The sequence below is a fragment of the Candidatus Palauibacter sp. genome (assembly GCF_965216145.1).
Classification (GTDB): domain Bacteria; phylum Gemmatimonadota; class Gemmatimonadetes; order Palauibacterales; family Palauibacteraceae; genus Palauibacter.
Genome location: NZ_OZ244149.1, coordinates 141,212 through 154,560, shown reverse-complemented (window position 1 = coordinate 154,560; position 13,349 = coordinate 141,212). Strand labels below are relative to the sequence as shown.

The following is a 13,349-nucleotide window of genomic DNA, read 5'->3' as shown; positions in this document are numbered from 1 at the left end:
GCGCGCCCGCCTCACGGAGGTTCTTGCGGCCGCAGATCCGGCGCAGCGCCCGCGGGGCGGGCCGGACTGTGCGGAGGAGAGGAGGGGCCCGGCGTCGTCCTCGTCCTCGGCGTCAACGGCGTGGGGAAGACGACGACCGTCGCGAAACTTGCGGCCCGCCTGCGGGGGGAGGGCCAACGCGTGCTCCTCGCGGCCGCCGACACCTTCCGGGCCGGGGCGCAGGCGCAGCTGCGGACGTGGGCAGAGCGACTGGAGGTTGACTTCGTGGGCGGCCCGCCCGGGGCCGACCCGGCGTCGGTGGCGTTCGACGCCGTGAGGGCGGCGCGGGCGCGGGGCGCGGCGTGGGTCCTCGTCGACACGGCCGGCCGCCTGCACACGCAGGACGACCTGATGCGGGAACTCGGGAAGATCGACCGCGTCCTCGGCCGGCAGGTGGAGGGGGCGCCGCACGAACGGCTCCTCGTCGTCGACGCCACCTCCGGGCAGAACGTGGTGCAGCAGGCCCGGCGGTTCGGCGAGTTCCTCGATCTCACCGGGCTCGTGCTCGCCAAGTTCGACTCCACGGCGCGTGCAGGCACCGTCGTGTCCGTGGTGCGCGACCTCTCCGTGCCCGTCCGCTTCCTCGGGGTGGGAGAATCCCCCGAGGACCTCGAGGCCTTCTCGCCCGGCCGCTACCTGGACAAGATCCTCGTCGCGGACCCGTGATGCCGTGACTCCCGCGCGATCCCTCCTGCGGGGGCCGGTGCAGTACCTGAAGGGCGTGGGCCCAAGGCGGTCGGAGCGGTTCGCGCAACTCGGCGTGCACACCGGGCGCGACCTCCTCTACCACCTGCCGTACCGCTACGAGGACGCGACGACCGTGGACGCGATCGCGGGGCTGCAGGTCGGCCAGGACGCGACCGTCATCGGGCGCGTGGTCTCGAAGGGCGTCATCCCCACCCGCCAGCGCCTGCGGGTGTTCCGGGCGGTGATCCGCGACGACAGCGGGCACATCGAGTTGGCCTGGCCGGGGCGGCCGTGGCTCGACCGCACGATCGACAAGGGCGACCTGCTCCTCGCGGCCGGGCCGGTGCGCTTCTACCACGGCCGGCAGCTCCAGCCGCGCGAGCACACGGTGCTGGCCCGAAGGTCCGACGATGCCGCGGCGTCCGACGATGGCGTGGCGGCCGACGAACGGCCCGCGGCGGGCCGCGTCTTCCCGGTCTACGGGGCCACGAAGGGGCTCACGCACCGGCAGGTTCGAGCGGTCGTCCGGCTCAACCTGTCGCGCCTGCTCGCCGAACTCGGGGATGACGACCCGATCCCGCGCGCCTGGCTGGCGGAGCTGTCGCTCCCGCCCCTCGCCGAGGCGCTGCATACGCTCCACCGCCCGCCCGCCGTGGACCGGGTCACGCCATCGCAGCGCCGCCTCGCCTTCGAGGAACTGTTCTTTCTGCAGCTCCTGCACGCCCGCGCGCGGGCCCGGCTGCGGCACGAGAGCGAGGGAATCGCCTTCGACGCTCCTCCCACGCTGACCCAGGCCCTGCCGCGCGCGCTCCCCTTCGAGCTCACCCGCGCCCAGCGGCGCGTGTGGGCCGACATCGAAGCCGACATGCGCCGGCCCACGCCCATGAACCGCCTCCTCCAGGGCGACGTCGGGAGCGGCAAGACCGTCGTGGCCGCGCTCGCGATGCTCAAGGCGATCGAGGGAGGCCGCCAGGCCGCGATCATGGCGCCGACCGAACTGCTGGCGGAACAGCATCAGCGCACCTTCGTCGACATGCTGGGCCCGCTCGGCGTGGAGCCCGTCCTCCTCACCGGATCCGTCACCGGCAAGGCCCGGCAGGACGCGCTGGAGCGCATCGCGGACGGCCGGGCCCGCTTCGTCGTCGGCACCCACGCCCTCATCCAGGACGCCGTCGAGTTCGCGTCTCCCGGCCTCGTCGTCATCGACGAACAGCACCGTTTCGGCGTCGAGCAGCGCCGCCGCCTGCGCGAGAGCGGTCAGGCCTCCGACGCGCTCGTCATGTCGGCCACGCCGATCCCGCGCAGCCTCGCCCTCGTACTCTACGGCGACCTCGACCTCTCCGTCATCGACGAACTCCCACCGGGCCGCCGCACGATCAGGACCGCCGTCCGCGGCCCCGGGAGCCGGGAGGCCGCGTTCGACTTCGTGGGAGACCAGATGGCCGCGGGCCGCCAGGCGTACGTCGTCTACCCGCTCGTCGAGGAGTCGGAGACCCTCGAGGCACGCGCCGCGACCGTGATGTTCGAGAGTCTCCAGACCCGCTTCGCGGACTTCAACGTGCGGCTGCTGCACGGCCGGCTCTCCTCCGGCGAGAAGGAAGAGGCGATGCGCGGCTTCCTCGCCGGCGAAACGCAGTTGCTCGTCGCGACGACGGTCATCGAGGTGGGGATCGACGTGCCCAACGCGACCGTGATGCTCGTCGAGGACGCCGAGCGCTTCGGCCTCGCGCAGCTGCACCAGCTCCGGGGGCGCGTCGGCCGCGGCGCGGAGCAGTCGTACTGCATCGTGTTTCACGCCGCGGCGGAGCCGTCCGAGCGCCTGCGCGCCTTCGAGAAGACGTCGGACGGCTTCAAGCTCGCGGAGGACGATCTGCGGATCCGCGGGCAGGGCGACCTGTTCGGCAAGGAGCAGCACGGCACCCCGCTGCTCAGGTTCGCCCAGCTGGACCGCGACCACGATCTGCTCGAGGACGCCCGGCGGCGGGCCCGCGCCATCGTCGCCGACGACCCCGGGCTCACGAAGCCCGCCCACCGCGCGCTCAGGCACGCACTCGACGCCCGCTACGCCCAGCGCGAGGCGCTCTATCACGTGGGCTAGGAAGAGGCCGAACTCGTGGCCAGGCTGGAAGCCGCCATGTGCACAGGCTTCGTCACGGGCTTCCCCGACCCGTCCGGGAGCCTGAGGCCCGCGAAGTCGTGGTCCGGATCCCGGCGAGGGAGATTGCTCCGTCCGGGGGAGGGGACGCAACTTGTCGCCGGCTCGAACCCCATCCCTCGATCATCCCTCAACGGAATCATTCATGGGAGAATACTCCAGCGCCATTCGCGGGTTGCCCGCGCGGGTCGGCCACGAGGTACGGCTCCGCGGGTGGGTCCGGCGTTTCCGCTCCAGCGGCAAGATCTCCTTTCTCGTGCTGAGGGACGGGACGGGCGAGGTCCAGTGCGTGTTCGTGAAGAACGAGGTTTCGCCCGAGGCGTGGGAGCGGCTGGCCGAGGCCGGACACGAGGCCTGCGTCGCCGTCACCGGCACCGTGCGCGCCGACGACCGGTCGCCGTCCGGCGTCGAACTCACCGCCTCCGACATCGAGGTGCTCGGGCCGTCGGAGGATTTTCCGATCCAGCCCAAGGAGCACGGGGTCGAATTCCTGCTCGAGAACCGCCACCTGTGGCTGCGCAGCCCCCGGCAGATCGCGATCATGCGGGTCCGCGACGAGGTGATCCGCGCCATCCACGCCTTCCTGCATCACGAGGGCTTCGTGCACGTCGACACGCCGATCCTCACCGGGGCGATCGGCGAGTCCGCGGGGACCCTGTTCGAGACCGAGTACTTCGACCTCGGCACGGCCTACCTCGCGCAGACCGGACAGCTCTACGTCGAGGCGGCGGCCGCGGCGCTGGGCAAGGTGTACTGCTTCGGACCCACCTTCCGCGCGGAGAAATCGAAGACGCGCCGGCACCTGACCGAGTTCTGGATGGTGGAGCCCGAGGCCGCGTGGCTCGACTCCGAGGGCAACATGGCGCTCCAGGAGCGGTTCATCTGCTGGATCGTGATGCGCGTCCTCTACAACCAGCGCGAGCAACTCGAGATTCTGGGCCGCGACATCTCGAAGCTCGAGGCGATCGCCCCGCCCTTCGACCGCATCAGCTACACCGACGCCGTCGCGTGGCTGCAGGCGCGCGGCAGCGATATCGAGTGGGGGGCGGATCTGGGGGCGACGGACGAGACCCGGCTGGTGGAGGGCCGCGAGAAGCCGCTCTTCGTGTTCGACTATCCGAAGGGCGTGAAGGCCTTCTATATGAAGGAGAACCCGGAGGATCCCCGCACCGTGAAGTGCAATGACCTGCTGGCCCCTGAGGGGTACGGCGAGGTCATCGGCGGAAGCCAGCGCGAGGACGACCACGACAGGCTTCTCGCGCGGATCCGGGAGGAGAAGCTCCCGGAGGCGTCCTACGACTGGTATCTGGATCTCCGGAAATACGGGACCTTCACGCACAGCGGGTTCGGGCTCGGGATCGAGCGCACCGTGACCTGGATGTGCGGGATCGATCACCTGCGTGAGACGATCGCCTTTCCCCGAATGATGACCCGTATCACCCCATGACCCGAATCACCGAATCGTCTGCTGCAGAGGAGGACGTATGACGCGGAAACAGCTTCTGGTGGCGACCCTGGCGCTCGGACCGGCGCTGGCGCTCGGCGGTGCCGTGGCGCTCCCAACACCGCTCGCGGCGCAGGAACACGACGAGATGGCCGAGATGATGCACTCCGTCGAATACCTCGGCGGGCGGCCCAACTCGCCGTTCTCCGAGGCCGTGCGGGTCGGGAACGTGCTCTACCTCTCCGGGAAGCTCGGCACCATGCCGGGGGAGGGACTGGTCGAGGGCGGCATCGTCCCCGAGACGGAGCAGACGCTGCGGAACATCGCCGACGCGCTCGAGCGCTACGGCTCGTCGATGGACGAGGTCGTCAAGTGCACCGTCTTTCTGGCCGACATCGCCGACTTCCGGGACATGAGCAGCACGTACATGGGCTTCTTCCCGAACCACCGGCCGGCGCGCAGCGCGGTCGCGGTGGGCGCCCTCGTGCTGGACGCGCGCGTCGAGATCGAGTGCATCGCGACCGTCGGCCTCCCGGGCAGCCCCTAGCCGCCCGGCGCGTCGCTTCGTGATCCGGCTCACCTGGCTCGGCTTCGTCGTCGGGGCGCTCGTGTTCGCGGTGCTCGGGATGTGGATGAACACGCAGATTGGCGCCCCGATGTTCTCGAACCCCGGTCCCGTCGGCATCCTCGCTCTCATCGGAGGCACGACGTCGGGCCTCGTGAGCCCGCTCCTCTTCCAGCGCGCCGGAGCCCGCAGCGCCCGCCATCGTCGGCGCGGGGAACGCGACCCGGAAGGCTAGCGGCCAAGCCGGAGACGTTCCCGCGGGAACGGCGGATCGCCTGGGGCCTGTATCCCGGCAACAAATCGTCTAAAGTATTACAGGACTGCATGATCTGCGTTTCTTGCCGGCAGGCCATGACTGACTTCAACGTGCTGAGACAACGGGAAAACCGAATCGAATGGCGGGAACCCGAGCGTCCCCCCAGCGTGGCCGCCGCCAGGACGATTATCTCCAGATGCCTCACGGCTACAGGCCCGCCCAGTTCCAGCCGTCACCATTCTCCATCCCAGTTGAGAAAACGGCCGCCCGAGACAGTGTCCCTACCTCCGCCAGTCGGATGCGCGCGACACGCCTCGGCTAACGGTCACCTCGATCCCTTCGAGGTCAACGCGGAGCGCCGCCAGAGCGGGCTGTTCGCCGCCAGCTAATGCCTCCGCGTCGGGTGGGTCACGCAGGAATCCTTGTATCCGGGCCCGTGGACACGTCGCGCAGGATCGCCAGGGCCGGTCCCGTGTCACTTTCGACGCTGACTTGCCGTCCCGGCCCGGCTAGGACGATGCGGGCCAAGCGGCCGTCCCAGGAGGGATCGGCCGGGATTGCGAACACCGAAAGCGCGGCGTCCGGCGCCGTCGGCTGTTTCGGCCATGTGGAAGTCCAGCGCGAAGAGCTCGGAGCCGTCCGCGGCCTCTCCGTTTACGCTCCAGTCCCCGGCGCTGTCCGGAAGCGACGGCAGTCCGTCGAAAAGGAAGGTAGGATCCAGCGTCAGCGCGCCGTCGGCATCCGCGCTACCCCACAGCAACAAACATCTGCCCCGCCACAACGGTCGCCGCCGTCTGGGCTCCGACGCCACTCTTGCGGCGCCACCGCAGGGCGTTCGAGAAGTGATAGGGACCGACCCACGCCGGATGGCAAAATGGCAAGTCGCAGGTCGCGAAGATCACAGCAGGCAATCGTCTAAAGTCATACAGGACTGCACGATCGGCCATTCCTGCTGTGAGCTCACATCTGCTTTGGCTGTACCGAAACAGCGGGAAATCCGTACCGATTGGCGGGAAAGCCGCGGGGGGTCACGCTTACCGTATCAGACCACACTGTCGACACGGGAGATTGCTGATCTGTTAGAGAAGGGCGATTTCGATGCTTCGGCGGAAGATCACTGCGCTCGCGGTGCGACACACGTCGTTTGGCCTTTACTGGGAGCGCAAGATTGGTGAGGTCGGGTCAATAGGTGTGTAAACGTCATCAGGCGGCGATCCTCTCCTGACCCTCGGGGACGGGCTTTCCGTCCTCGAACCTTCTTCCCTCGTACACGTCCCGCAGCAGCTCGGGAGCGTTGAGCTTCCTGAACCTCTTCTCGGCCACTATCAGCAGCCGCCAGATGAGCGCCGTGGCCCGCTCGACGCGCTTGAACCGCTTCGCCGCGGTCGTGCGGAGCCGGACCGAGGCGAACGGACTCTCCACCACGTTGGTCGTCCGCAGGTGCCGCCAGTGCTTCTCGGGGAAGCCGTAGAAGGCCGTCATGCGCTCCCAGTCGTCCTCCAGCACCGACACGGCGTCGGGCTGAGTGGCCCCATAGCGGGTCCTGAACGCCTTGCGCGCCTCCTTCGCCGCCGCCCGCGAGGGCGCGTACGCTGCCGCGCGCAGCATCTCCCTCGCCACGGCCTGCTCTCTCTTGGGCAGCCGGTCCAGCACGTTGGCCGTCTTGTGGTTCCAGCACCGCTGCTCGGCCGCCTCCGGCCACACCGCCCGCGCCGCGCCCCAGATCCCCAGGTTCCCGTCGGCGACCAGAAGCTTCGGCGTCCCGAGCCCCCGAGCCTTCAGATCCCTCAGCACCGCCGCCCACGACTCCGTCGACTCCCGGTAGCCGGGCGTGACCGCCAGCACCTCCTTCGTCCCGTCGCTCATGGCGCCGATGACGACCAGCAGGGCCGCCTTGTCCTTCTCGAGACCCGCCTTCACGTAGATCCCGTCCGCCCACGCGTACACGAGCTCACGGCCTTCCAGCGGCCGGCGGCTCCACGCCTCGTGCTCCACCGTCCACTTCGCCCTGAGCCGCCCCACCGAGGACTTCGACAGCGGCGCCCCGTCGCCCAACAGCCCCCTCAAGGCCAGCTCGAAGTCGCCCTCGGCCAGCCCGTGCAGGTACAGCTCCGGGATCAACTCCCCCACCTCCCTGGTCCGGCGCTGGAACAGCGGCAGCACCCGGCTCTCAAACCGTTCCTCCAGACCCCGCACCCGGGGCCGCCTCACCTCGATCGTCCCCGAACTCATCGCCAGACGGCGCGGCTTGCCGTATCCGTTGCGGTAGCCCGGAGGCGCGTCCACCGCCGCCCGCCGCTCCGACTTCATCCGGCCCAGGAGTTCCGTGACCTCCTCCTCCAGCGCCTGCTGGATCATGTCCCGCGCCTGCTCCCGCACCCACGCCTCCAGCGTCTCCCACGCTGGCCCGGCGAACCTCTCCCGCGTATCGTTGCCCATGAGGCGACGTCCTTTCTCCGGGCCTCACCCCGGATCGCTGGTAAACGGTCAGCTGAAAGGTACGTCGCCTCGCTTTTACACACCTTTTGGTCCTACCTCCAGATTGGTTGGCTGTTGAGAGACAGTGAGAGGAGGGCACTTCCGGCGCGAGTAGCGAAGGCCGATTTGGAATTGCGGCAGAAGCCATGATGGAGCTTTGTATTGTCTAAGAGAATGAAGTGTGTGCAGAAGTTGTACACGCTTCTTTGTAGTCTCCTAACGACCGATCCACTTGTACACCCGGCGGCAGCTCACCGCCCCAGCGCCCGCGCCCGGCCCACCTCCACGGGGGGGCTCGCCTTTCCTCGCGTACACGGCGTACAAGCAGGGCTGGGCCCGCAGGCGTCAGCCTCGCATTCCGGTGCATTGTTCACCTGGAGCCTCCGGTGACTGGTTGGTGAGTAGCTCTCATTCACCTCCCAGCCTGCTCGCCGGAACTCATCTCAAGTGGGTGTTCCAGCACCGCGCGTCCCTAATCGCGTAGGATGGGACGCACTTCCACAGTCTGGACCCCCAACACGTCCGTGACGACCCCGGCAACATGCGTTTCGCCGACCCACATGACCTGAAAACGGCTCGGCACCTCGACACTATCTGCGAAAACGCCATCAGGCGTGAAGACTCTCCAGTGGCGAGGTTGCTCCGTGTACGGCTCCGGGAACCGCTCAACCCAAACGAGGCCACTGGCTGTCATGAGAGCCTTGGAGTACGCAGGAAAATGGGAAGGGTACGGGTATTCTGTCCAAAAGGACCGAGTCCTGCGGGTGTCTCGCCCGAGGCGTTCGGTCCTTTCGACCCTATTCTGTATGTGTGCGTCGATATGCGCGCGAGAAATGGCGATCCGGTCTTCCCCCAGCGCTAACGTATCAAGTACGTTGCCATCCATGTCGAAGCGTACCAATGATGATCGTTCGCCGGTCCCCACGACGAAACCCTGTGGTGAAGATGCGAAGACTACGTCCAAGCCCCATGTCCGGGCATAATCGCTATAGGCAGCACCACTCGGGTTCGCTTCACGATATCGCTCCTGCCCGAGGACCGTTCCCAGCACCTGTCGGAGGGACCCGTCCGGCTCAAAAAGAGCTATGTCATGAGTGGCACGCCACGGGGCGTCCATGGGTATAGCATGACCGAGACTCAGCGCGGGATCGTTGTTGCGGGTGATCCCAACCAATGTACCGGCACCAGCACACTGAATCGCCGTCAACCTCAAGTCGGCCCCCGTCACGCGGAATGTCCGTATGTGCTCTAGGTTCCGAGTGAACAGGGACACGCGGTCATGGCCGCTGTCCGAGGCATATATGGTATCTTCGCCACAGTCATCGATCCAACTCAGAAATCGAAACTCGCCTGGACCATCACCCCTGCGTCCGGCAGTGGCAGTCAGTTGGCCGGTCGTATCGAACGCAACGATTCTTCGTAGACGTGAGTCCGCTACGTAGATCCGATCATCGCGGACGAGGACGCCATTGACGGTCCCGAAGAAGCCCAAGGAGTCTTGCCCGACAGTCAAGTCCGGCGGACCCAACCTCCACTGAGCTGTCGCCGGGGACGCGGTGAGGAACATGATCCCCAAAGCGACCCCGGCGACAGCGGCGTTCGAGAAGCGGTCTTCTCTGTAGTTGAGGGTTTTAAGCATAGGGCTACTACTGTACGCCACAACCCTCGCTGGCAGTGTCGCAAGCTCCTTCCCTTACGTACGGCTGTGAGGGGAGGTACGGATTGAAGAGTACGCAGGTCATGTCTTCGTCGTCGACATCTTGGCAGGTCCCCATCAATCCGGTGGAGCAGGGGTGCGAAGCCGCCTCGATGTCAGGAACAGACAGGTCCGCAGCGACGGGTGCGGGCGTCGTGAACTCACCGGGAACCGGGGACGCTGCGGTGACGCCCAACAACAAGAAGCATGCCACCGTGAAGGTGAGGGCGGTCCGGATAGCGGTCTTCATCATGATGTTCCTCCATTGAAATGGGTCTCTAGCAGGCCGTGGCAAAAGCGCGCTGCGGGCCACGGAATATGACCTCGGCAAAGTGTCGGCGGACTGTTGCGCCGACGCGGCCGGGGCGTCGTCGGAGTGATATCCGGGCCTCGACGGGTCCCGGGTGGCCGAAAACGCGCGATTTCGGCCGGAAAAGGGCCGAAAAAGCGACCCGGAGGCCTCCCGTTTGAAGCGTGGACGCACGTCTGCCCTGAAGACTCCTCGGCGTGCCGTAGCCGTACCGGTGCCGCATCAGGAGCCCGAGGTTGAACCCGGCCGCGTGCACCAGCATCCGCTTGCGGATGTTCTCGTGCCCGCGCAGGTGCGTCCGGCGCATGCCGCCGGTGGTGAGCATGTGGGCGAAGGCGCGCTCCAGCTTCTCGCCCCGCGCCCTCAGCAGGCCCTTGCCACGAGCGCCTCGGATCCGGCGCCGGTTGGCGTAGGTGGGCTTCTGCGCGGCCCGGTCCCGCTTCCAGCTCCGACGACCCCGGTTCGGCTCGCTCACGTAGCTCCGCACTCCGAGCCCCGCCAGGCGCTTCATCGTCGCGTTCGAGTGGTAGCCCTTGTCGCACACCAGCTCCCGAACCTCCGCCCCCACCCGCTCCAGCTGCCCGCGCGCCTCCCCCAGCGTCTTCGGCAGCGAGGCGCAGTCGCCACCCGTCGTCGGCTGCACCGTCAGCCCGCACACCGCCCCCGAGCTCATGTCCACCGCATGCTCCAGCTTATGGCCCATGCGCGTCCGCCCGTCCTTCATCTTCGTGATCCGCGCGTCCGGGTCGTGCGGGTGCTCCCAGTCCTCGTTGCTCCCCTTCCTCGGCCGCTTCCGGTCCAGCTTCGCCAGGTCCGCCCTCGTCGGCGTCTCGATCCCCGACGCCTCCGCCAGACCCTCCAGGAACAGCTGGTATCCCTCCCCCGTGTCCCGCCGCACGATCGACCGCATCGCCGCGTTCCCCTCCAGCGTCGTCGAGTCGATCCCCAGCGTCTTGCCGCTCAACAGCCCGCTCTCCTCCAGGAGCTCCAGCACCCGGGCGAACACTGCCTCGTGCGCCTCCGCCGACAGGCGCCGCCGCGTCCGCGACACCGTCGAGTGGTCCGGCGGGTTCTCGTCCAGCTCGTAGCCAAGGAACTCCCGCAGCGACAGAGACTCCGCGCACCGCCACGCGATCCCCCGCTCAGATCCGATCCCCTCCAGATACCCCACCACAAGCATCCGGAAGTACACCCCCGGCGCCACGCTCGGACGGCCCAGCCGCTCCGCGTAGTACGCCGCGCACGTCTCCTCGCACAACCCGTCGAAGCCCGCCTCCGCCAGCATCCCGTCCAGCGCCCGGTAGAACGGGTGCCCCGGAGCCCGGATCCCCGCCGCAGCCACGAACAGCGCCTTCTGCCGCCCGCCCCTCCGCCGCCCCATCGCCATCGCCCACCTCCGACTGACTGGCCACTCCTGTCCCGGCCACAATCTAACCATCAATGCCGGCGCGGAACATCCCGACTTTTACCACGGACTGCTAGGTAGGGCCGTGCTCGCGCCGGTTCGCGCGGGACGGGTACTTGAGGAGGCTGGACGATCGTTGGACCGGGCTCGAATGTCAACCCCCACGACGTCCCAACGCCAAGTGGTCTTACCCAACGGCCACGAGTCCACCCGTCTTCTTCACTTCGATTTGACGCTCCCGGTACTCCGGGTCGAAGCGCTCCAGCGCCAGGATCTGTTCCTCGGTCAACTCAAGTCGCTCTGCCGGACCGTCTTCTCCAGCCGCAGGAGCCGCTCGTGACGCCTCCTCAGCCCGCCCTCGGATCCATACCCCTCGTACGCCTCCGGAGCTCACCTGAACACCCCTCAGCATGAGCTCGTCGGCCACCCGCTGCGCTCCGTGCGTCGGGTGCGCGAGCGCGTGGGCCAGGATCGCCGCCTCCACCTCCGAGGCGACACGGTTCGGGTGAGGACCCCGAGCCCCCGGCATGCGGTCCAGCAGCCCCTCGGCCCCGTACATCTGGAAGTTCCTTCGGATCTCGTAGAACTGCTGCCGGCTGTAGCCCGCGATCCGGCACGCCTTCGAGACGTTGCCCAGCTCCTGGGCGAGTTCTAGCAATGACAGCTTCCGCCGAGCTATCTTCTCGGCCTGGACGGTGGTCATTCTTCTCTCCTCCGTGGTTGTTGAGTCGTTTAGAGCACTTCTCGACTAACAGTTCATGATCCCGGTGGGCTCACCCCGCCGGACTGAAACAGTTTTGCCGCGATGGTAGCCGCGCGGTGGAGCAGGCTGGACGGGGACGGAGGATGGGGGCCATATGGGAGGGGGCAGAGGTCGTCATTGGTAATGGTGCCCAAGAGCCCGATAACTAACATGACCCACGGCGCTTCGAGGAAGCCCGCAGTGTTGAGGCGGCCGGCGAGGCCGTCATCACGGACAGAAAAATCAGGAACGCAAGCGCCCGCCCCGCTCCATGGACCTCGACTCAGGGAGGATGGAATGGATGTGGTGATCGAACGGTGCGCGGGCCTCGACGTGCACAAGAAGACGGTGACGGCCTGCGTGCGGACGCCGTCACGGGGCGGTGGGGAGCGGGGGCGAAGGGTGCGGACCTTCACGACCACGAATCCGGGACTGGAAGGGCTGAGGGAGTGGCTGGTCTCGTGCGGAGTGACGCATGTCGCCATGGAGTCGACGGGGGTGTACTGGCGTCCGGTCTGGGCGGTGCTCGAGGGAGACTTCGATCTGCTGTTGGTCAATGCTCGGCACGTCAAGCACGTGCCGGGACGCAAGACGGACGTCAAGGATTCGGAGTGGATCGCCCAGTTGCTCGAGTGCGGGTTGCTGAAGGGCAGCTTCGTGCCGCCGCCCGCGATCCGCGATCTGCGCGACCTGACCCGGCTTCGGAAGTCGTTGATCCGTGACAGGAGCAGACAGGTCAACCGGGTGGCGAAGGTTCTGGAACTGGCCAACATCAAACCTGGCTCGGTCGTCTCGGACATCATGGGCAAGACCGGCCGGGCGGTCCTGGACGCCATGATCGAGGGTGAGGAAGACCCGTGGGTGTTGGCCGGGCTGGCCCGCGGCACACTCCGCTGCAAGCGGGACAAGCTCGCCGAAGTGATATCCGGGCTGATCCGGGACCACCACAGGTTCCTGCTTCAGCGGCACCTCAGACTGATCGACGAGTTGTCGGGACAGATCGAGGAACTGGATGACCGCATCGAGGGGGTGACCCGCCCTCTCAACGCGGCCCTCCTGCTGCTCGAGAGCGTGCCGGGCGTCGGGCGCCGGTCGGCCGAAGCGATCCTGGCCGAGATCGGTGACGACATGTCGAAGTTCCCCACGCCGGGGGACTTCGCCTCGTGGGCCCGGGTGTGCCCCGGCAACCATGAGAGCGCGGGCAAGCGAAAGTCTGCGAGGACGGGTAAGGGGAACGCGTGGCTGCGGGACGCCTTGTCACAGGTCGCCTGGGCTGCGGCCCGGGTCCGTGGCAGCTACTATCGCGGCCTGTACTTCCGCCACAAGGCACGGGGGGGTCCCAAACGGGCCATCGTCGTCGTGCAGCACGCGCTGCTGGTCGCCATCTGGCACATGCTGTCACGCGGTACCCTCCATGAGGATCTCGGGCAGGATCACTTCCGGGCCCATGACAGGGACCGCACCAAGCGCCACCTGCTCCAGCGCCTGCGGAAGATCGGTGTCGAAGTGAAAGTCATCGAGTCCGCCGCCTGACCCCCGCTACCCCAACCCCGGTGTTTCACAGAAAAAAAC

At 67.5% G+C, this 13,349-nt stretch carries 10 protein-coding genes and 1 pseudogene; 7 read left to right on the top strand and 4 right to left on the bottom strand.

The window, feature by feature from the left end; translation table 11 throughout:
- Positions 1-120 precede the first annotated feature (120 nt).
- The 5 genes from ACOOHF_RS00710 to ACOOHF_RS00690 all read left to right on the top strand — a co-directional run bounded on the left by ACOOHF_RS00710 (position 121) and on the right by ACOOHF_RS00690 (position 5,125).
- Positions 121-705: a hypothetical protein gene (locus ACOOHF_RS00710; RefSeq protein WP_420462988.1), complete on the top strand. Its 585-nt coding sequence runs from the start codon at positions 121-123 to the stop codon at positions 703-705.
- Between the two features lie 4 nt (positions 706-709).
- Positions 710-2,824, top strand: a complete 2,115-nt coding sequence (recG, locus tag ACOOHF_RS00705; protein ID WP_420462987.1) for an ATP-dependent DNA helicase RecG — start codon at positions 710-712, stop codon at positions 2,822-2,824.
- Positions 2,825-3,026: 202 nt separating this feature from the next.
- Positions 3,027-4,328: an asparagine--tRNA ligase gene (gene asnS / locus ACOOHF_RS00700; protein ID WP_420462986.1), complete on the top strand. Its 1,302-nt coding sequence runs from the start codon at positions 3,027-3,029 to the stop codon at positions 4,326-4,328.
- Between the two features lie 37 nt (positions 4,329-4,365).
- On the top strand, positions 4,366-4,872 hold the full coding sequence (locus tag ACOOHF_RS00695; RefSeq protein ID WP_420462985.1) for a RidA family protein: 507 nt from the start codon (positions 4,366-4,368) through the stop codon (positions 4,870-4,872).
- Between the two features lie 19 nt (positions 4,873-4,891).
- Positions 4,892-5,125 carry a hypothetical protein gene (locus ACOOHF_RS00690; protein WP_420462984.1) on the top strand — a complete coding sequence of 78 codons (234 nt, stop codon included), beginning with the start codon at positions 4,892-4,894 and terminating at the stop codon, positions 5,123-5,125.
- Positions 5,126-6,349: 1,224 nt separating this feature from the next.
- Here the strand turns inward: ACOOHF_RS00690 and ACOOHF_RS00685 are convergent.
- Positions 6,350-7,585, bottom strand: coding sequence for an IS256 family transposase (locus ACOOHF_RS00685; RefSeq protein ID WP_420462983.1), 1,236 nt, complete (start codon positions 7,583-7,585; stop codon positions 6,350-6,352).
- A 511-nt stretch (positions 7,586-8,096) separates the two neighbouring features.
- Positions 8,097-9,191: a 6-bladed beta-propeller gene (locus tag ACOOHF_RS00680; protein ID WP_420464402.1), complete on the bottom strand. Its 1,095-nt coding sequence runs from the start codon at positions 9,189-9,191 to the stop codon at positions 8,097-8,099.
- Positions 9,192-9,346: 155 nt separating this feature from the next.
- Between ACOOHF_RS00680 and ACOOHF_RS00675 the strand changes: the two genes are divergently transcribed.
- Positions 9,347-9,589, top strand: coding sequence for a hypothetical protein (locus ACOOHF_RS00675; protein WP_420462982.1), 243 nt, complete (start codon positions 9,347-9,349; stop codon positions 9,587-9,589).
- Between the two features lie 9 nt (positions 9,590-9,598).
- Here ACOOHF_RS00675 and ACOOHF_RS00670 read toward each other — a convergent pair whose 3' ends face one another.
- Together ACOOHF_RS00670 and ACOOHF_RS00665 are read right to left on the bottom strand one after the other, a co-directional pair.
- Entirely contained in the window at positions 9,599-11,017 is a 1,419-nt protein-coding gene (locus tag ACOOHF_RS00670) for a transposase (RefSeq protein WP_420462981.1), read from the bottom strand.
- A 211-nt stretch (positions 11,018-11,228) separates the two neighbouring features.
- Positions 11,229-11,738 (bottom strand): annotated as a pseudogene (locus ACOOHF_RS00665) (helix-turn-helix domain-containing protein); the annotation flags it as partial.
- A gap of 336 nt (positions 11,739-12,074) precedes the next feature.
- Between ACOOHF_RS00665 and ACOOHF_RS00660 the strand changes: the two are divergent.
- Entirely contained in the window at positions 12,075-13,310 is a 1,236-nt protein-coding gene (locus ACOOHF_RS00660; RefSeq protein WP_420462980.1) for an IS110 family transposase, read from the top strand.
- The last annotated feature ends 39 nt before the right edge of the window (positions 13,311-13,349 follow it).

Bases quoted from the DNA above. Each gene is read 5' to 3' on its own strand.
- ACOOHF_RS00670 (WP_420462981.1), bottom strand. From the start codon at position 11,017: ATGGCGATGGGGCGGCGGAGGGGCGGGCGGCAGAAGGCGCTGTTCGTG.
- asnS (WP_420462986.1), top strand. From the start codon at position 3,027: ATGGGAGAATACTCCAGCGCCATTCGCGGGTTGCCCGCGCGGGTCGGC.
- ACOOHF_RS00660 (WP_420462980.1), top strand. From the start codon at position 12,075: ATGGATGTGGTGATCGAACGGTGCGCGGGCCTCGACGTGCACAAGAAG.
- ACOOHF_RS00680 (WP_420464402.1), bottom strand. From the start codon at position 9,191: ATGTTCCTCACCGCGTCCCCGGCGACAGCTCAGTGGAGGTTGGGTCCG.
- ACOOHF_RS00695 (WP_420462985.1), top strand. From the start codon at position 4,366: ATGACGCGGAAACAGCTTCTGGTGGCGACCCTGGCGCTCGGACCGGCG.
- ACOOHF_RS00685 (WP_420462983.1), bottom strand. From the start codon at position 7,585: ATGGGCAACGATACGCGGGAGAGGTTCGCCGGGCCAGCGTGGGAGACG.